The following is a 19,112-nucleotide window of genomic DNA, read 5'->3' as shown; positions in this document are numbered from 1 at the left end:
GACTCGCGCGGCCGCTAGGCCGATCCGCCGGGGTTGACGCAGGCGCGGTCCGTGCGGGTTCGTTTGATCCAGTTGCCGTTCTGGTCGAGGAAGTATGGCGCCCAGGCCAATGTGTTCACGCACACCGTGGGGCCGACCGGGCTTGCCGGTGGGCGGCTCGTGCCGTGGTTCCAGGTGACCTTCCGGCTGGTCGAGACCGTGCAGCTGCCCCGGGGCACGCCGGGGTCGAGCGGCTCGCAGACGGCGATCGCGGGGGCCTCCGAGTCGGAGCCGGAGAAGCCCCACTCGACGTTGAGGTTCAGCCCGGCCCGGAAGTCCTGCGACCAGTCGGTCAGCCGCGCCGTCGTGGTGATCGTGCTCTGGCAGATCCAGAAGATGTCCACCGGGTGGCACGACGACGGACCGGCCGAGGTGGCGGTGACCAGGTTCCCGGCCGGCGGCGTCGGGTGCTGCGGGCCGAGGGAGGCGACATTCGACGGGGCTGTCTCGCCGCCGTAGCCGATCCGGGTCACGTAGAACTCGTACGAGCTGGACCGCAACGGGGCGATGATCTGCGAGATCCGGCCGCTCGTGGGCAGGCTCTGCCGCTGGAAGCCGCCGCCCGCGGCCACGTCCCGCACATAGATCCAGTACATGCCGGCCGGATCGCCGTCCCAGGCCAGCTGGGCCGAGCGGTGGTCCTCCCAGTGGGCGGTGAGCCGGGTCGGCACCGGCATGAAGGTGACGCCGCGGGCGACGTTGGACAGCGGGCTCTCGCCGCCGGCGTTCGCGGCGGCGACGCGGAACTCGTACGTGTGGTTGAGCACCAGGCCGGTCGCGGTGAAGGTCGTGCGGTCCTGCAACGGCAGGTCCAGCCGGCGGAAGGACTGGCCCGCGCTCACGTCGCGCATCTCGATCCAGTAGAACATCGACGGCCCGGACGACACCCAGGACAGCCGGACGTTGCCGTCCGCGTCCGGGGTGGCGGTCAGGTTGCCCGGCGCCGGTGGTGGCGGCACCTGTGGCCGGGCCTGGACGACGTTCGACGGGCTGCTCTCCACGCCGGCCTTGACCGCTGTCACGTAGAACTCGTACGTCTGCCCGTTGGTCAGCGGCAGGGCGGTGAAGGTGGTGACGTTGTTCGCCGGCAGGTCGAACCGGTTGAACGCCGCCTGCCCGACCGGGCGGTAGTAGACCCAGTACATGAGCCCGGCCTCCGGGGCCGACCAGGTGAGCGTGGCCCGGCCGTTGCCGGCGGTGGCGCGCAGGTTGGCCGGGGCGCCCGGTGGGGGGATCCGCGAGGTGGCGCGGGCGGTGTTCGACTGGGCGCTCTCCGCCTCGCCCGGCCCGAGCGCGCTGACCCGGAACTCGTAGACGTCGCCGATCTCGAGCCATCCGGCGGTGTGCGTGGTGCCCGAGACCACCGGGTAGACGGACTTGCCGAACTCGGTCTCGCCGTTGCTGACGTTGCGGGTCCACACCCAGTACCAGATGCCCGGCCCGGAGCTCGACCACGACAGCCCGATGCTGCCGTCGTTGTTGGAGGTCGCGGTCAGGTTCGCCGGCACCGGCGGCGGGGCGTACCGGGAGGTGGCCGACGCGATGGCCGAGGGCGGCCCCTCGGCGCCGTTCGTGCTGATGGCCGACACGCGGAAGTCGTACGCCTGATTGTTGGTCAGGTAGGAGGCGGTGAAGGTGGTGCCGGTGGTGACCGGGTACTCCAGCTTGGTGAACTGGGTCTCGCCGGACTTGCGCATCCACACCCAGTACCAGTGGCCGGGCCCGGTGGCCGTCCAGGCCAGCCGGATCGAGCCGTCGGTGTTCGGTGTGGCGGTCAGGCCGGTCGGCGCGGGCGGTGGCGGCGCGGTCGGTGTGACGCGCACGGTGTTCGAGCGCGGGCTCTCGCCCGAGTTGTTGTACGCGGTGACCTGGAACTCGTACGGGGTGCCGCTTCGGAGCCCACTGACCCGCGCGGTGGTCCCGTTGACCACGGCGTTGCGGGCCGGGCGGAGTTGCGGATCGTCCGACGTGGTGTCCCGTTGGTACACGCGATAGTTGACCAGCCACGGCTCGGGGGTCGTGACCTCGTCCCAGATCAGCGTGACGCTGCCGTCCGGGTTGGCCGTGCCGGTCAGGTTCGGTGGCGCCTGCGAGGGCGCGGGCAGGGGCACGGGGAGTGAGGCCGGTATGGACGGCGGCCCCTCCCCGGTCAGGGTCTCGGCCGAGACGCGGTACTCGTAGACGCCCGCGTAGGCGACATCGAACTCCGTCTCGGGGCTGGGGACGGGCGTGCTCCGGCGGGTGAAGTGGGTCGCTCCGACGTCCCGGCCGGTCGGGGTGAACGTCTTGCGCCGTTCGTAGACCCAGTACTGGACGAGGTTCACTTGCGGCACCGGGTCCCAGGTGAGTCGTACCTTGGCGTTCCCGGCCAGGACGGCTTGCAGGTTCCGCGGTGCGTCGGGCAGCCAGGTGCCGCTCTCCGGCGGCCCGGGGATGGTGGCGTTGACGAACCGGGGCCGGTAGACGCGCGCGTCGCGGTAGACCTCGTCCGGGTCGAAGCTGTTGACGTTGTACGAGATCACCGCGGTCGCGCCGCCCGCGTCCTGCTCCAGGTGCAGCCGGGCGTTGTACGTGTACCGGCTGGCCGTCGCCTCCGTCGCCCGGTGGATCAGCGAGCCGTGCCGGAACGGCCCGGTGGGCACGCCCGCGTGGTAGGCGAAGATCCGGTTGTCCAGCCCTTCGCTCTCGTCGAAGGTCACCAGGACGAACGACTGGTAGGCCGGGATGTACTTCACGCTGAAGCTGGCCCCGACACCGGTCATGACGCTGCTCGCGTCGGCCTGGCTCGCGGACCACTGCTCGGCCGGCGTGGCGGCGCCGGTCCAGAACCGCCACTGCGCCCGGTCGGTGAGCTGCCCCTGGGGCACGCGGGCCACGTACAGCCGGCGGTGTTTGTCGACGATCTCCCGGCCGTAGACGTAGGTGTACCCGTCCTCGCCGTCGACCAGGGCCGAGCCCCAGCTGATGGGACGGTCGACGCCCAGGCCGGGCAGCCGGGACAGGCCCAGCAACGCCAGTGTCGACGCCGAGAACCGGGCGACCGCGATCTCGTCGGTCTTGAACGGCAGCGGGCCGCCCTGCCCGTCGTCGACGACGTGCGTGTAGAACACCTGCACCTCGTCGCCGGCCACCAGCCCCTCGGACGGCCACCAGCCGAAGTCACCCGGCGTGTCGTCGGGCCCGGTGGCGACCAGCGACGACGGGCTGGCCGCGGTGCCGCCGTGCAGCGTCGCGGTCAGCGTCAGGCCGTCCTGCACGACCACCGAGTTGTGGATCATCCTGGTGTCGCGGGACCGGCTGTGGTCCGGCTCGACCTGCCCGAGGAACGTGTCGCCGAAGAACCACGCGACCCGGCCGTCCGGCAGCTTCAGCGACATGGTCTCGTCGCCGCCGGTCCAGTGGCCGCCCGCGTCCCCGTACCGGTTGAACAGCTCGTTCAGGTCCCGGCTGGGGGTGGCTTTCCCGGGCTGGGCCGGCGGCGCCACGAACAGCAGCCGTTTCGGCGAGTCGGCGCTCGTGCCGTAGATCTCCTTCTTGGTCGCGTCGGCCATCAGGGCCGCCTCGACCTGGCCCGGGGTGTAGTTCGGATGTGCCGCGATGATCAGCGCCGCCGCCCCGGCGACCTGTGGGGCGGCGCCGGAGTTGCCCTCGAAGAAGGCCGTCGCCGCGGCGTCCTCGGTGGACGCGAGGTCGAGGTCGGCGGCCGGGGCGAAGATCTCCACGCACGACCCGTCGCCCGAGCCCTTTTCCGGCGTGACCCACCGATTGTCATTCTGGTCGCTGCCGCCCACCGTGATCATGCCGGCCAGGCGCGGGGCGAGCTGCGCCGGGGACCAGCCACAGGCCGGCTCCATGGTGTTGTTGGCGCCGGTGACCACCGTGTAACCCCTTTTCACCAGGGTTTCGATGGCCGACTCGATCTCGGGCAGCACTCCCTTGTAGGCCAGGCTGATGTTGACCACGGCCGGGGCACGGCCGTGGAGGGCGATGGCGTCGAGGCCCGCCCGCAGCTGGACCGAGGTGGCCTCGTCGCAGTGGGACACCTTGACCGACATGATCGGGGACTGCTTCGACACGCCCCGGGTGCGGCCGGCGGCGGCCGAGGCCACCGCGGTGCCGTGCGGACGGCAGGGTTTCCCGTCCTGTCCGGCCCCGGTCACGTCGGCGAACTTGACCACCCGGCCGCCGAACTCGGTGTGCTCGGCCCAGACGCCGGAGTCGACGATGTAGATGGGCACGTCGCTGACGCCGTGGTTGAACCGCTGGTCGCGCTTGACCGGCCGTTGATCGTCCCGGTCGAGATGCCAGGGCAGATCGGCCGTCTGGGTGTCCTTCGCGGCGGCCGGCGACGCCAGCCCGGCGGCGATGATCGCCGCGAGCGCGAGCACGGCTGTTCCTCTGCGCACCATGGTCCTGCCTTCCCCCGTCGGCAGACTGCTGTGGTGGGCATCACATTGACCGTGGCGGGGTCACGCGCGCTACCCCGCCCCGTCGTTTAGGCGCGGGCTGCGAATCCGGTCAATCGGTTCAGAGGAGGCCCGGGCGGGCGGCCATCGCGTGCGGGGCCAGGCCGGTCGCGGTGGTGGGGAGCAGGTGGCGCAGGCGGTTCGCGCGGTCGGTGGCGGACCACGATTCCTGGCGGAGGCTGTCGCTGGTCGAGCGGGCCAGGCCGGCGTCGTGGCGGGCCTCCTGCTCCGCGCGGACGGCGCGTTCGTAGCGGTCGCGCAGGTGACCCTCGGCCGCGCGGTGAACCACCAGTTCCTGCTCCAGCGGGTGCAGGCGCGGGTCCCAGCCGGCGCGGCCGGCCAGGGCGTCGGCCACGGCCGCGGTGGGCAGCCAGCCGTGGGCGGCGGCCTCGCGGACGGCGCGGTGCAGGAAACGCTCGCGGGCCGCGTATTCGGTGGGGGTCTGTGCGCTCCACGGTGTGCCGAAGGCGGCGGCCGAGCGGCGGGCCCGCAGCCGGGCGTCGGCGTCCAGCCAGGACTGCCAGGCCTCGGTGACGTCGTCGGTGGTCTGCTCCCAGCGCTCCTGCCAGCGGGCCGCCGCCAGCTCGGCCCGGTCGGCGGCCACCCGCACCTCGTCGGCGTACTGGGCGGCGGCCAGGGCCTCCAGCGGGAGCCGGCGGCGGCGGTCGCCCCGTTCGCGGATCAGGGCGACCACGTCGCGCAGGGCCTGCCGGGGGTGGCGCACGCCCTGCGGGCTGGCCAGCACCAGCACCGCCGGAAGGGTGAGCAGCATCAGGGTGGCCCAGATGGCGGCGGGGGCGGGGGTGGTCAGCAGCATTTCGGCGACGACGTTCATGGGTGTGGGAGTCCTGTCCGCTCAAAGGAGAAAGTCCGCAAAAGGGCAGCGACCACCTGGGCGCGGCGGCGGGGCCGCGGCGCGATGTCAGAAGGTGGTCAGGCGTGCGCGGACGGCGGACCGCGGGATCCGGTGGCCCCGACGGTGTGCTGAGCGGAGAGGACGCGCGTGCGGTCGGCGGCTGGAGCGCCGGGCGTACGGGCGGGCGCCGTGTCCGGGGATTCCGGAGTGTCGGCTGTGGACCCTGCGGCCGGTGCGGCGGGGGAGTTGGTGCTGTGGGTGACCCCGGCGGCGATCGGCCCGGCGGCCGCTGCGGGGGCGACGAGGCCCAGCGTCAGCAGCAGGAGCAGGGCAGGCAACGATCGCAGCAGAGCGCCGCGTAGAGAGATCGTTGCCATGTCCCTAATGTACCGATTTGGTCACGGGAAGTTCGTACGCCACTCCGGCGCGACGCGACAAGAGCGCCGCGCCGGAGCGCGAACCGTCAGGCCGTTCGGCAGGACAGGGACGGCCAGGTCCAGTTGCCGCCGTGCTGGACGGTGAAGCCGAAGACATTGCCGCTTCCGTTGGGGCGCGCGGTCATCACCAGGCCGGTCGAATCCCAGCTGGCCGCGGTGTTCCAGGTGGCGATGACCCGCTGCGGGGAGCGGAAGGTCACGGTGACGATCCAGTTCGGCGAACCGCTCACGGTCACCTGGCCGTTGAAGCGGTCCGACCACTTCTGACCCTCGGCGTACGTGGCGGTGCAGCTGCCCCCACCCGTCGGCGGCGGGGTCGTGGTGGGCGGCGTGGTGGGCGGCGTGGTCGGGCCGTCCGAGGGTGCCACCGCGCGACCGGTCGACGAGGAGATCATGCCGGCGCAGAGGCCGCGCTGGGCCAGGCCGGCCGCGATCTGGGGGATGGCCTGGATCGTGGTCTGGTAGTTGTCGTGCATCAGGATCAGCTGGCCGTTCGTGAGCCGGCCGGCGGCCTGCACGATCTGCGCGGTGCTGGCCCCGTTCCAGTCCTGCGAGTCGACGTCCCAGGTCACCGTGCGCAGGCCGAGGGCCGACGCGGCCGATTGCAGGGTGCCGTTGGTCTCCCCGTACGGCGGCCGGAAGATCGTCGGTGTGCCGCCGCCGCCGTTGCGGATGGCGGTCTGGGTGCGCGACAGCTCCGAGGACATCTGGCTCTGGTTCAGCGAGAGCATGTGCGGGTGGGTGTAGCTGTGGTTGCCGACCCACATGCCGGCCGCGACCTGGGCACCCACGAGGCTCGGGTTGGCGGCGGCGTTCTGGCCGGTGTTGAACATGGTCGCCCGCAGGCCGGCCGAGCGCAGCGCCGACAGCAGCTGGTTGGTGGTGCTCGGGTTCGGCCCGTCGTCGTACGTCAGGCCGACGTAGCCGTTCTGGCAGGAGGCGTCGGCCGAGGCGCTGAGCGGGGGCGCCACGGCGACGGCGCCGGCGGCGAGCAGAGCGCCGGCGAGGAGCAGGGATCGAGGACGGATCCAGCGGGGCATGGGGAGTCACCTCTCGTCGCTAAGGGGGAGTGGGGCGGGCCGCCGGTGGAAGCGGCCCGTCCACGCGAATCGACGATCGTCGTTGAATCCCATCTTGGGAGCCACGACACAGGTGCGTCAACCATTAACTTCCGGCAATTCTCCGTAACTTTCGAACGGTTCGACCAGTAGCTCAACCGAGCAAAGATCAACAGATCGAAAAATTCAAACCCGCAAGTTCCGGTCGTACGCCGGAAAGTGTCATCCCACGTGCGCCAACCCCGTCAACCCGTCGACGGCCGCCCGGCCCAGCACCCGGCCCGACGACACGTCCAGCCAGGCGATCCGGTCACGGCCACCCGCGTACAGGAGCCGGCCGTCGCGGCCCAGCCGCAACCCGCACACCGGATCGGCCAGCGACCACTGCGCGGCGACCCGGCCCGTGTCCCGGGCGAGCGCGTGCACCTCCGTACCGCAAGCGGCGTAAGCCCGGCCCCCACCCAGAGCGAGATGACCGGCGGCCCGGCCCGCCGGAATCCGGGCGGTCTTCTCGATCGCCAGCGAGCTCGCCGAGGCGAACGCGACCGAGCCGCTCGACGCGTCCAGAACGGCGAGGTGCGTGGCGTCGGCGGCCAGCGCGTGCCCCTCCGGCGGCCCGTGCCCGAACGGCTCGGGCAGGTCGAGGCAGAAGGCCCAGCGCTCGCCGAGGTGCAGCACGTGCACGAAGGCGTGCACGTCGTTGCGGGTCCCGGCGAGCAGGTTGCGGGTGTGCTGGTGGTCGGGCTGATGCGTGTACAGCGTGTAGAGCACCTGCCGGTCCGGCGACAGCACCGCCTGCCGCCCACTGCCGCGCATCTCCTCCTCGGCGCCTGGCGGCACCGGCACCTTGGTCCGGGTGAACAGCGGCTCCAGCTTCCCGGTGGCCAGATCGAGCAGGCGTACCCGGTAGCGGTCCGGCAGGTCGGGCGGAAGCCACTCCAGCACGAAGAGCCCGGCGCCGTCGGTGGTGAACGCATCCGGTTCGACCACTCCGGACAGGTTGAACTTCCGGCGCTGACCGTCACCGACCACGAGCAGGCCGCTGGACGTCCGCGGCGCCGGCGGTTCCGCGTACGGCGTCGTGGTGAGCACGCAGGCGTTTCCGCCCTCGGCCACCACGCGGGGCACCCATCCACCCCCGATCTCCGTCTTCTGGATGGACGCCCCGGTGATGGTGTAGGTGCGGGTCAGCCCGGTGTCGTCGGCGACGTACGCGATGGTTCCGTCCCGGCTCACCGCGGCCGCCCGGCCGAGCAGCCGCGACTCGGCGCCGCTCAGCCGGACAAGTCCCCGCTCGGTCTCCGCCAACACGAGATCCGGTACGGCGACCGGAGTCGCGACCGCCTGGGGCTCGCGGCAGGCGGCGATCCCGGAAGCGGCGATGGCGCCCCCGGCCAGGGCGAGAAAGCGGCGTCGCGTCGTCATGCCCGGGTGACACCGGCCGCGGCCAACAGGTTCCCGGCGGAACCCTTTCGCGGTGGGCGGTGTCAGTGCAGTGTCGGTGCGGATGAGGTGGAGGTGTCCGAGCTGAGCGAGACCACCGAGCTGGAGGACGCGGCGGCCGTGACGCGGGCCCGTGGGGGCGATCGAGGGGCGTACGAGCTTCTGGTCGCCCGCTACACCGTGGCCGCGCACCGGGCCGCCGTGCTGCTCGGGGCCGGGGACGACGCCGACGATGTGGTGCAGGAGGCGTTCGTGAAGGCGTACCGGCAGTTGTCGCGCTATCGCGGTGAGTCCGGGTTCCGGCCCTGGCTGCTGGCCATCGTCGCCAACGAGACCCGTAACCTGCACCGCTCCCGCCGTCGCCGGGACGGGCTCGCGTTGCGGGCCGCCGTCGCCGAGGGGCCACGGCCCGACGCGCCCGACCCGGCCGAGTCGGCGATGGCCCACGAACGCCGCCGGCGTCTGGTCGAACACTTGAAGCGGCTCGGCGACCGCGACCGTGAGGTGCTTGTCTGCCGCTTCCTGCTGGACCTCTCCGAACAGGAGACCGCGGCCGCCCTGAGCGTGCCCAAGGGAACGGTCAAGTCCCGGACCAACCGCGCCCTGGCCCGGCTGCGCGAAGGCATGGAGGTGCGCGATGCCTGACCGCGACGACGACCTGATCGCCGAACTCCGCGACCTGTCCACCTGGCTCGAGACCCCCGAGCCGGCCGACCAGCGCGCAGCGGTCCGCACGCGCCTGGCCCAGCCGCCGATCCGTTGGCGGGCCTGGGTCGCGGGCGTTCTGGCCGCCGTCGTGGCGACCGTGATCGCGGTCGCGCCGGCTCGGGCGGCCGTGGTGGACGCGGTGGCCGAAGTGCTCGGCGTGGCGGGGATCGAGGTGCGCCGGGAAAGCGCCCCGCCCGCGCCCGCGCCCCGCCCGAGCCCGCTGCCCGGCGCGGGTACCGTGTCGCTGGACGAGGCCCGGAAGATCGCCAGGTTCCCGGCCGCGCTGGGCGATCCCGAGCGGGCCGAGGTCTACGACCAGCGCCGGGTCGTCTCGCTCTTCTACCGGGGTGGTTCGATCCGGCTCGATCAGTTCGACGGGTCCGCCGCGGCCTTCCTCAAGCAGGCCGGCCAGGCCGAGTGGACCGATGTCGGCGGCGCCCTCGCCGTCTGGCTTCCGGGGCCGCACACGCTGACGTACTACGACCGTTCCGGTGTCGAGCGCACCGCCACCGCCCGCCTGGCCACACCCGCCCTGATCTGGGACACCGGCGGGACCACCTATCGTCTCGAGGGCTTCACCGATCTGGCCGAGGCGCGGCGGGTCGCGCTCTCCGTGCAGTGAGGCAACGGTTGTCCACATCGCGCCATGTCGCCACTGCGGCACCCGGCAGATCTCCCGGCAAGCAACAGGTGAACTCCAGAATGCGTGTCAACTCGCACGTTAAGGAGCCCGACCTTGCCTGCATCGAAGCGCCTTGCCGGTGCCCTCGTCGGCGTCCTGGTGGGAGCCGGCGGCGCCACCTGGTCGCCGCCAGGTTCCGCCGCTGCCGCCACCCCGGCTGTACCCGCCCGCGCGACCGTTCCCCCTGCGGCCGCGCAAGCGATCACGCTCATCACGGGCGATGTCGTCGAACTGGCTCCCGCCGGTGACGGCCGGGTCGCGGCCACGGTACGGCCGGGGTCCGGCCGCGAACACGTCCGCTTCGCCACCGTCGAGACGAGCGAGGGCGTCCGCGTTCTGCCGTCCGACGCTCTTCCCCTGCTGCGCGAGGGACGGCTCGACGCCGAACTGTTCGACGTGCAGCACCTGATCGAGCAGGGCTACGGCGACGCCGCCCGGGGCACGCTGCCGTTGATCATCCAGGGGGCCGCGGCGAAGGCCAGGATGGGCGGCACCGCGCTTCCCAGCCTCGGCGCGGTGGCCGTCAAAGCCGACAAGCAGGGGCTCAAGGACTTCTGGCGTACGCAGGTGGCCGCCGGCACCGGCGCCCGGACCGCCACCACCGCGACCCACATCTGGCTCGACGGCAAGGTGAAGCCGGTGCTCGACCGGAGCACCGCGCAGATCGGCGCCCCGCGGGCGTGGGCGGCCGGGCTCGACGGCCAGGGCGTCAAGGTGGCCGTGCTCGACACCGGCGCCGACGCGGGCCACCCCGACCTGGCCGGCAAGATCGATGAGGCGCGGGACTTCAGCGGCAGCGCCGACACCGGCGACCACTTCGGGCACGGCACCCACGTCGCGGCCACCGTCGCCGGCACCGGCGCCGGCTCCAACGGCACCCGCAAGGGCGTCGCCCCGGGCGCCCGCCTGCTGATCGGCAAGGTGCTCGACGACAGCGGCTCCGGCTACGAGTCCGGCATCATCGCCGGCATGGAATGGGCGGCCCACGAGGGCGCCCGCGTGATCAACATGAGCCTGGGCGGTGAGGCGACCGACGGCACCGACCCGATGAGCGCCGCCGTCGACGAGCTTAGCGAGGCCACCGGCGCGCTCTTCGTGGTGGCGGCCGGCAACGAGGGCGCGAGCTACCGGGTCGGCACCCCCGGCGCCGCCGCCGGCGCCCTGACCGTCGGCGCCGTCGACCGCGACGACCGGATCGCCGGCTTCTCCAGCCGTGGCCCGCGGGTCGGCGACGAAGGGCTCAAGCCCGAGATCACCGCGCCCGGTGTGGACATCGTCGCCGCCCGGGCCGCCGGCACCGAGATGGGCACCCCGGTCGACGACCTCTACACCGCGGCCTCCGGCACCTCGATGGCCACGCCGCACGTGGCCGGGGCGGCCGCGATCGTCGCCCAGCAGCATCCCGGCTGGACCGGCTCGCAGATCAAGGACGAGCTGGTCAGCACCGCGAAGACCACGCCGGACACCCCGGTGTTCGCGCAGGGCGCCGGCCGGGTCGACCTCGCCCGGGCCACGACCCAGAAGGTCGCGGGAACGGGTGTGGCCGACTTCGGCCTCCACCAGCTGGGCGAGAAGCCGGTCACGCGGACCGTCACCTACACCAACGGCGGCACCGCCCCGATCACGCTGACCTTGACGGACGACCTGGCCGCGATCACCCCGTCGCGGACGACGGTGACCGTGCCGGCCGGGGGCCGGACGGACGTGGTCCTCACGCACGACCTCAAGACCCCCGGCCAGATCAGCGGCTGGCTGACCGCGTCCGGGCCGGGCGGCGTGCTCGTCACGACCGCGCTCGCCGGCACGCTCGACCGCCCGCACCACACCGTGACCGTCAAGGCCGTGGACCGATCGGGGAAGCCGGCCGCGGCGCCCGCCTTCCTGATGTTCGGCGACGATCCGCGCTTCGACGTGCTCGACGCGATCTTCGAGGGCCAGACCCGGACGTACGAGGTGGCCGAGGGCGACTACCTGATGAACGCCACGATCGCCGACGGCTACCCGCTCGACGAGCAGGACTCGCTGATCACCAACCCCGAGCTCAAGGTCGACCGTGATCTCACGATCACGCTCGACGCCCGTACCGCCAGGCCTGTCAAGATCGAGACGCCGAAGCCGGCCGAGCAGCGGACCGTGTTCAGCTACTACGTGCACCGGGTGACCGGGTCGGGCCGCGGCATCATCAACGGCTTCATGAACTTCAGCTCGGTCCAGGCGCTGAACGTCACCCCGACCGCCAAGCCCCGCCGGGGCAGCTTCGAGTTCTCGTCGCGCTGGCAACTGGTGGCCCCGCTGGTCCGCTCGTCCCTCCCCGGCGTCGACATCAACCTGACGGCCTCCTCCCCGGCCTACACCGGGACCCGGCGGTACGACCTGGTGGCCGGGCTGAACGGCGACGTCAGGGGCAAGGCCGTGGTGCTCGAGACGGACAACTACTACGACGCCGCGCTGCAAGCGGCCGAGGCGGGCGCGGCGGTCGCGCTGGTCGTCTTCCCCGACACCATGTCGGCCTGGGGCTCCTGGCAGCCGGACGGCGAGCGGATGCCGATCATCAACGCGGTCGTTCCCAACGACGACGGGCAGAAGCTGCTCGCCCAGGCCCGCAAGCGTGGCGCCTCGATCTCGCTGACCCTCACGCCGAGCAGCCCTTACCTGTACGACGTCTTCCAGGTCACCAGGGACCGCGTGCCCAGCCAGATCGTCTACCGGGTGACGGCGGCCAACTCGCAGCGGATCACCTCGCGCTACCAGCACAACGGCGGCTTCGACTGGGTACGCGAGCAGCGGTTCGGCTGGCGGCCGGCTCAGGAGTACTCCTGGAACGACGCCCAGCGGGCGGTGCGGACGCCGTCGGTCCGCGAGGAGTGGGTCAGCATCGGCGACACGCTGTGGCAACACCAGGTCCACCACGAGTACCCGTTCAACTCGATCGGCGCCGCACTCGACGGTGGTTTCCAGGACGACCCGATCGCGTACGGGAAACCCGGCCGTTCCGCCGAAACGTGGACCGCTCCGGTCCTGCGGCCGGCCGGTGAAGGCACCCGGGAGGGCAACCTGCTGAAGCTGCGGGTGGCCGACTTCGTCGACGCGGACGGCCACTATCAGCTCGACCCGGCCGGCCAGGCGGCGACGCTGTCCCGCAACGGCGTGGTCGTCGGCGAATACCCCAACGCGTGGCGCGATGTGGCGGTGCCGGCCGGCGACTTCACGTTGTCGGTCACGACGAAGCGCGGTGGCGAGGAGTGGTTGTACGGCACGTCCACGTCGACCGAGTGGACCTTCAAGTCCGCGGCGAACGGGAAGCTGCCGCTGCTTCAGCCGTCGTACGACGTGCCGGTTGATCTTCAAGGGGTTGCCGGCCACCACGCCGAGATCAGCGTGCCGGGCGCCAACCGGGTAAAGGTCGAGTATTCGATGGACGATGGCCGGACCTGGCGCACAAAGGCCGGCGCGGGGATCGTCTCGCTGCGGGTCACCGCGAGCGACCGGGCCGGCAACGCCGTCCGGCAGACCGTGATCAGGGCCTACGGCCGATGAGGCCCTTCGACGAGAACGCCGGTCCGGTCGGCGTGCCGGTGTACCACCTGCGTCACAACCAGCCGCGCCGGGCGGCCTGGAACGCCAGCCCGGGGCGGGTGTCCACGCCGGCGATGTCCATGAGGCGGTCCAACCGCCGCTGGACGGTCCTGCGGCTCACCCCGAGCTGGGTCGCGATCGACTTGTCCGGCAGGCCGGACACGAAGAGCGAGAGCAACAGCCGATCGGGCTCCTCGGTGCCACCGTCCGGCACCAGCGGGGTCGCCCGGTCCCAGTAGCTCTCGAAGAGCGCGACCAGGGCGTCGAGCAGCTCGCTGGGGCGGATCAACGCCGCGGTGGGCGGCCCGACGCCCCGCGCGGCGTCCGGCACCAGGGGACAGATGGCCAGGCGGTGGTCGGCGACGGCCAGGCGCACGGGCAGGGCGGGCAGCGTCCGGGACTGCTCGCCCAGGCTCATCGCCTCGACGATGCTGTCCAGCTCGCCCGGCTTCTCGAGCAGCTCCCGCTCGTAGATCGCCCGGTACCGGACGCCGCGCTCCAGCGCCGAGTTCTCCTCGGTGTTCTCCGGGCCCTGCATGGCTATCGGGTTGGCCCGGCAGAACCACAGGATCTCCTTTTCGGCCGAGTCCTGCATCTCGCGCAGCCGGTCGCGCAGCGCCGGGGCGCCGACGACGATCTCGACGAGATGGTCGGCGCTGCGCCGGCGGGTGTTGCTGCGGTACTCCTCGCTGAGCGAGGCCACCATTCGCCGGGCCGACTCGAGGGCCTGCTGCTCGCGCAGGAGCGCGTCGCCCAGCGCTACGTCGGCCGGCAGGGCGTGGAAGGCCGGGCCGCCGGTGGCCAGGCCCTTGCGGTGCAGGGATTCCAGCACGTCGGCGGCCTCGGCCGCGGAGAGGCCGTCCTGCTCGGCGAGGTCGTCGGCGGTGGCGCCGGACATGCGCACGAGCAGGCGGTACGCGTGCTGCTCCGGGGCGGAGAGCAGGTCCAGCCGTTCTGACACGGCGACAACTGTAAACCTGTCTATTCGTGTCACCGGATCGACAACTCTATGCGTTCATGGCAATACTCTGTGTTATGACCGTGACTGCGGATGAGGAAGTGACGGCGTCCGGCGCCCTCGGCCGGACCCCCTGTCTGGTGATCGACGTGGAGGTGGCCGGCGAGCAGTACCGCCGGATCGCCGCCGCCTTCGCCGGCGCGCAGATCCATTACGCCGTGAAGGCCAACCCGGAGCCGGCCCTGCTGCGCGCGCTCGTCGAGGCCGGATGCCGGTTCGACGTGGCCAGCCGGACCGAGATCGACCTCTGCCTGGCGGCCGGGGCGTCCCCGGCGGCGCTCAGCTACGGGCACCCGATCAAGAAGGCGGTGGACATCGCCTACGCGTACGCCCGCGGGGTCCGTCTCTTCGCCTTCGACAGCGCCGGGGAGCTCGACAAGATCGTCGCCCACGCGCCCGGATCCGGGGTGATCTGCCGGCTCCTGGCCTCGTCGAAGGGCGCGCGATGGCCCTTGAGCCGCAAATTCGGATGTACGCCGGACATGGCGGCCGACCTGATGACATCGGCGGCCGCCCGCGGGCTGGATCCGGCCGGGCTGGCCTTCCATGTCGGCTCGCAGCAGCTCGACCCCGAGCGGTGGGAGCCGAGCATCGCCGTCGCGGCCGACATATTCCGCTTCTTGCAACAACGTGGACACTCGCTCCGCATTCTGAACGCCGGCGGCGGCTTCCCGGTCGACTACCGCGTCTCCGCCCTTCCGATCACCGCCTACGCGGCGGCCATCGAGGCCGCCATATCGCGAAACTTCGGGCAACGCCGCCCGGCGCTGATGATCGAGCCCGGGCGGTACATCGCGGCGCCGGCCGGCGTGCTGCACGCCGAGGTCGTCCTCGTCGCCCAGAAGTCCTATGAGGACGAACAGCGGTGGGTCTATCTGGACGTGGGCCGTTTCGGCGGGCTGGCCGAGACCGAGGACGAGGCCATCCAGTACGCCCTGGCCACCACCCGCGACGACGGCCCGATGGGCCCGGTGATCCTGGCCGGGCCGACCTGCGACAGCGTCGACATCATGTACCAGCACGCCCACTACGAGCTGCCGCTCGCGCTCGAGGCCGGCGACGTGGTGCGGATCCTCGGGACCGGCGCGTACACCGCCACGTACGCCTCCGTGGGGTTCAACGGCTTTCCCCCGCTGCGGACCCAGATCACTTAAGTACCGGGCGGCGGGGCCGATTGTCGTCCTCGTGCGCTTTCTCCCCGCCGCCGCCGTGGCCGTCGCCGTCCTCCTGCCCGGCACCGCCGTGGCCGCGACCCCGTCCACGGTCACCTACGCGCCGTCGACGGCCGCCATCGCCAACCCCGGGCGCGGCTTCTTCACGTACACCGAAACGCACTTCGGGTCCTACACGCCGCTCAGCGCCTCGTCGTTGACGAAAGCCCGCGTCGATCAGGCCCGCAGCCTCGTCTACCGGATCTTCTACCTGGAGAAGTACCAGGCCGTCGACCAGATCTCGGCGGCCGACCTGGCCCTGGTGAGGGCCGACTTCGCCGCCGCCCGGGCCGCCGGCGTGAAGATGGTGGTCCGGTTCGCGTAACGCGCGGGCGCGTGCTGGCCGCCCTGCTCGCGGCCACCTCGCCCTCGACCGTCGTGCAGGTGCGGACCCCCGCGATCAAGCGACGTCTGCACCCCACCCTGGCCCGGGTCGGCGTGCACGACGACTGCTTCCTGGCCGGCACCGACGACTACGGCACCTTCACCGGCGACGACGCCACCTGGCTGGCCTCCTCCCCGATCCTGGTCGGCGGCGAGACCTGCGACGTCTCGGCCCGCTCGGCCTGGCCCAACGCCCGCGCCGAGATGGCCCGGTACCACTGGACGTACCTCAACCCGTCCTTCGACACCGACGTCCTCACCTCGTGGGGGAGTGGCGGGCTGGCCGAGGCCGGCCGTCGCCTCGGCTACCGGATCCGCCTGGTCAAGGCCGTCCTGCCCACCACCGTGAAGGCCGGCGCGAAGGTCACGGCCACGATCACGCTGGTCAACGACGGCTACGCCGCGCCCGCCCAGAACCGCCCGGTCCGCCTGGTCGTCGGCTCCAAGATCGTCAGTGTGCCGGCCGATCTCCGCACATGGGTGCCCGGCCGGCAGGTGACTCTCGAAGCGACCTTCACCGCCGTCCAGGGCGCCTACTCCCTGAGCCTGCCCGATCCCGCCGCCGGACTGGCCGGGAGGCCCGAGTACGCCATCCAGCTCGCCAACCCCCGCGTCTGGAACGCGGCCAAGGGCTGGAACAGCCTCGGCCGCTCGCTCACGGTTAAGTAGGCCGTTCATCGGCCGTACCCACTTCGACACCCTTCGCTGAAAGGGTGCTGCGGTGTTCGGGGATCACGGCTGGTCGCGCGCCGTCGGATTTTTCGGGGCGGTGCTCATCGCCGTGGGCGGCCTGGGCGCCGGGGCGCTGCCGGTCGGGGTCAGCTTCTTCGCCGGGCTCACCCACGTGCGCCTCGGGCTGGTCGCCGTCTACGGCGGGCTCGCCCTGCTGCTGCTCGCCTGGTGGTGGTACGGCCAGGTGCTCCCGGACGACGTCGGCGCGATGTGGCGGACCCTGGCCCTGTGGTCGGCGCCCCTGCTGGCCGCGCCGCCCCTGTTCAGCCGGGACGTCTACAGCTACCTCGCGCAGGGCCTCATGGCCGGCGAAGGGCTCGACGTCTACCGGCAGGGCCCGGCCGGCCTCGGCGGCTTCATCGCCGCGCAGGTTCCCGAGATCTGGCAGCACACCCCCAGCCCGTACGGCCCGGTCTTCCTGGGCCTCGCCCGTCTCCTCGGCGGCGAGCATCTGCTCGGCGGGGTGGTCGCGATGCGGTTGGTCGCGGTGGCGGGGCTGGCGCTTCTCGCGTACGTCCTGCCGATCCTGGCCCGCAGCACGGGGATCCGGCCGCCGGCCGCCCTCTGGCTGGCCGTGCTCAATCCGCTCGTGCTCATCCACTTCGTGGGCGGCGCCCACAACGACGCCCTCATGGTCGGCCTGCTCGCCGCCGGCCTGGCCGCCGCCGTCCAGCGGCATCCCGTGCTCGGCGCCGTCCTGGTCACGGCGGCCGCGCTGGTCAAGGTGCCCGCCATCCTGGGCCTGGCCGCGGTCGCGATGATCTGGGCCGCTCAGCTGCGAGGCCGGTGGCCGCTCGCCCGGGCCGGCGGCGCGGTCACCGCCACCGCCGCCGCCACGACCGGGATCCTCACCGCGGTCGCCGGCACCGGATACGGCTGGCTCGGCACCCTCGACACCCCGATCTCGCCCGGCAACCTCTCGCTCGTCAACGTCCTCGGCCGCTGGACCGCCGGACTGCTCTCGGGCGACGGGGTCGGCGAGGTCTTCGTCCTCAACCTCTGGCGGTGGGCCGGCGTGCTGGCCACCCTCGTCGTCGCGGGCCTGGTCTGGTCGCAGATCAGGGAGCTCGGCGTGCTCTACGGCCTCGGCATCGTGCTGGTCGCGGTCGTGGCCTTCGGCCCGGCGCTGCGGCCCTGGTACCTGATCTGGGGCCTGGTCCCGCTGGCCGCCGCGGCCGGTCACCGCTGGGTGCGGCACACCCTCGCGGTCGCCTGCGCGGTCCTGGTGCTGGCCGTCCTGCCGGACGGCTTCGCCGTCGACACCGAGGAGTTCCTCCTCGCCACCGCGGGCGTGCTTCTCGGTTTGTCGGGCTTTCTCGGCGTACGCCTGGCCACGGCCCCCGCCCTGGAGGCGACCACCCGATGACCCGGCCCCGCGCCTTCGCCCTCGTCGCCGTCGCCACGCTCGCCGTCGGCGTCTTCCTGGTGACCGTGCCGACCTTCCGCGAGTTCTTCGACCTCGGCGTCTACCGCGGCGCCGTCCGCTACTGGCTGGTCGACGGCGGCGAACTGTACGACTACCTCTACCAGGACACCGAGTACGGCTTCACCTATCCGCCGTTCGCCGCCCTCGTCCTCAGCCCGCTCGCGCTGACCAGCTGGCCGGTGGCGATCGCGTTCAGTGTCGCGCTCAACGCGGCCTGCGTGGCCCTGCTGCTGCGCTGGTATCTGCTCCCGATGCGGCGCCGAAGTGTGTGGATGCCGGCCGCGCTGGCCTTCCTGGCGGTCCTCGTCTTCGAACCGGCCCGCGACACGTTCAGCTTCGGCCAGGTCAACCTGGCCCTGCTCGTGCTGGTCTGCTCCGACCTGCGCCGCACCCAGTGGCGCGGCGTCGGCATCGGCCTGGCCGCGGCCGTCAAACTGACACCGGCCGTCTTCATCGGCTACCTGATCCTGACCCGCCAATACCGGGCCGCCGCCGTCGCCACGGGCACGGCCGCCGCCGCGACCGTCCTGGCCTACCTGGTCGCCCCCGACACGTCACGCCGCTTCTGGACCGGGGCGCTGTGGGACACCGACCGGGTGGGCAACCTCGCGTACGTCTCGAATCAATCCCTGCGCGGAGTCGTCGCCCGCCTGGGCGTCTCGCCGCTCTGGTGGCTGCTCGCCGTCGCCGTGATCCTGCTCATCTGGTGGCTGGGCGTGCGCGCGGCCCGGGACGACACGACCGGCTTCGCCCTGACCGGCATCGTGGCCTGCCTGATCAGTCCGGTGACCTGGGTGCACCACCTGGTGTGGCTGCTGCCGGCCCTGTTCCTGCTGGCCGGCCGCGCCTCCCGGCGCGGGCTGATCGTGCTGGCGGCCGTCTACGTGGTGCTCAGCAGCAGCGTCGTCTGGCTCTGGTGGGCCGGCGCCCACGGGTTCCTCGCCCTGATCGGCAGCAACACGTACGTCTGGATCTCGATCGGCCTGCTCCTGGCCCTGGAACCACCCGGTCGAGCGACTTATGGGCGATGGCGCCGCGCTCCTTACGTTCGAAGGGTCCCAACGACCTAGGAGCAA

The 19,112-nt window shown here is 72.2% G+C and carries 14 protein-coding genes; 8 read left to right on the top strand and 6 right to left on the bottom strand.

The genetic code is table 11. From position 1 onward, the window contains the following. Positions 1-14 precede the first annotated feature (14 nt). The 5 genes from ACGFJ7_RS08300 to ACGFJ7_RS08280 all read right to left on the bottom strand — a co-directional run bounded on the left by ACGFJ7_RS08300 (position 15) and on the right by ACGFJ7_RS08280 (position 8,281). Positions 15-4,427 carry a fibronectin type III domain-containing protein gene (locus ACGFJ7_RS08300; protein WP_392641556.1) on the bottom strand — a complete coding sequence of 1,471 codons (4,413 nt, stop codon included), beginning with the start codon at positions 4,425-4,427 and terminating at the stop codon, positions 15-17. Positions 4,428-4,566: 139 nt separating this feature from the next. Further along, the gene (locus tag ACGFJ7_RS08295; protein ID WP_360244367.1) at positions 4,567-5,340 is read right to left on the bottom strand and encodes a hypothetical protein; all 774 of its coding nucleotides are present in this window, start codon (positions 5,338-5,340) and stop codon (positions 4,567-4,569) included. A gap of 98 nt (positions 5,341-5,438) precedes the next feature. Beyond that, the gene (locus ACGFJ7_RS08290; protein ID WP_360244365.1) at positions 5,439-5,738 is read right to left on the bottom strand and encodes a hypothetical protein; all 300 of its coding nucleotides are present in this window, start codon (positions 5,736-5,738) and stop codon (positions 5,439-5,441) included. Positions 5,739-5,824: 86 nt separating this feature from the next. Further along, positions 5,825-6,838 carry a polysaccharide deacetylase family protein gene (locus ACGFJ7_RS08285; protein ID WP_360244362.1) on the bottom strand — a complete coding sequence of 338 codons (1,014 nt, stop codon included), beginning with the start codon at positions 6,836-6,838 and terminating at the stop codon, positions 5,825-5,827. 240 nt (positions 6,839-7,078) lie between these two features. Beyond that, positions 7,079-8,281, bottom strand: a complete 1,203-nt coding sequence (locus ACGFJ7_RS08280; RefSeq protein WP_392641553.1) for a YncE family protein — start codon at positions 8,279-8,281, stop codon at positions 7,079-7,081. A gap of 93 nt (positions 8,282-8,374) precedes the next feature. On the opposite strand from ACGFJ7_RS08280, the gene ACGFJ7_RS08275 reads away from it, so the two are divergent. From ACGFJ7_RS08275 to ACGFJ7_RS08265, 3 genes are all read left to right on the top strand, one after another. Further along, positions 8,375-8,944, top strand: coding sequence for an RNA polymerase sigma factor (locus tag ACGFJ7_RS08275; protein WP_360244356.1), 570 nt, complete (start codon positions 8,375-8,377; stop codon positions 8,942-8,944). Continuing rightward, positions 8,937-9,629, top strand: a complete 693-nt coding sequence (locus tag ACGFJ7_RS08270) for a hypothetical protein (protein WP_392641551.1) — start codon at positions 8,937-8,939, stop codon at positions 9,627-9,629. The genes ACGFJ7_RS08275 and ACGFJ7_RS08270 overlap by 8 nt, the downstream gene beginning before the upstream one ends. Before the next feature lie 114 nt (positions 9,630-9,743). Then, positions 9,744-13,226 (top strand): S8 family serine peptidase, encoded by a 3,483-nt coding sequence (locus ACGFJ7_RS08265; protein ID WP_392641549.1) that lies wholly within the window; start codon positions 9,744-9,746, stop codon positions 13,224-13,226. 52 nt (positions 13,227-13,278) lie between these two features. Here ACGFJ7_RS08265 and ACGFJ7_RS08260 read toward each other — a convergent pair whose 3' ends face one another. Next, positions 13,279-14,226 (bottom strand): helix-turn-helix domain-containing protein, encoded by a 948-nt coding sequence (locus ACGFJ7_RS08260; RefSeq protein WP_360244347.1) that lies wholly within the window; start codon positions 14,224-14,226, stop codon positions 13,279-13,281. Positions 14,227-14,300: 74 nt separating this feature from the next. Here ACGFJ7_RS08260 and ACGFJ7_RS08255 point away from each other — a divergent pair, with 74 nt between their 5' ends. From ACGFJ7_RS08255 to ACGFJ7_RS08235, 5 genes are read left to right on the top strand one after another with little or no spacing between them, the layout of a single operon-like run. Beyond that, positions 14,301-15,437 (top strand): type III PLP-dependent enzyme, encoded by a 1,137-nt coding sequence (locus tag ACGFJ7_RS08255; RefSeq protein WP_360244344.1) that lies wholly within the window; start codon positions 14,301-14,303, stop codon positions 15,435-15,437. A 31-nt stretch (positions 15,438-15,468) separates the two neighbouring features. Next, positions 15,469-15,819: a DUF4874 domain-containing protein gene (locus tag ACGFJ7_RS08250; RefSeq protein ID WP_392641547.1), complete on the top strand. Its 351-nt coding sequence runs from the start codon at positions 15,469-15,471 to the stop codon at positions 15,817-15,819. Positions 15,820-15,830: 11 nt separating this feature from the next. Next, positions 15,831-16,547 (top strand): DUF4832 domain-containing protein, encoded by a 717-nt coding sequence (locus ACGFJ7_RS08245; protein WP_392641545.1) that lies wholly within the window; start codon positions 15,831-15,833, stop codon positions 16,545-16,547. A gap of 52 nt (positions 16,548-16,599) precedes the next feature. After that, positions 16,600-17,976, top strand: a complete 1,377-nt coding sequence (mptB, locus tag ACGFJ7_RS08240) for a polyprenol phosphomannose-dependent alpha 1,6 mannosyltransferase MptB (protein ID WP_360244341.1) — start codon at positions 16,600-16,602, stop codon at positions 17,974-17,976. Next, positions 17,973-19,106, top strand: coding sequence for a glycosyltransferase 87 family protein (locus tag ACGFJ7_RS08235; RefSeq protein WP_360244338.1), 1,134 nt, complete (start codon positions 17,973-17,975; stop codon positions 19,104-19,106). The genes mptB and ACGFJ7_RS08235 overlap by 4 nt, the downstream gene beginning before the upstream one ends. Positions 19,107-19,112: the final 6 nt, after the last annotated feature.

The sequence above is a fragment of the Actinoplanes sp. NPDC048988 genome (assembly GCF_043197815.1).
GTDB lineage: Bacteria > Actinomycetota > Actinomycetes > Mycobacteriales > Micromonosporaceae > Actinoplanes.
Note: the sequence above shows the minus strand (reverse complement) of the source record. Positions and strands in the feature narration are given on the sequence as shown.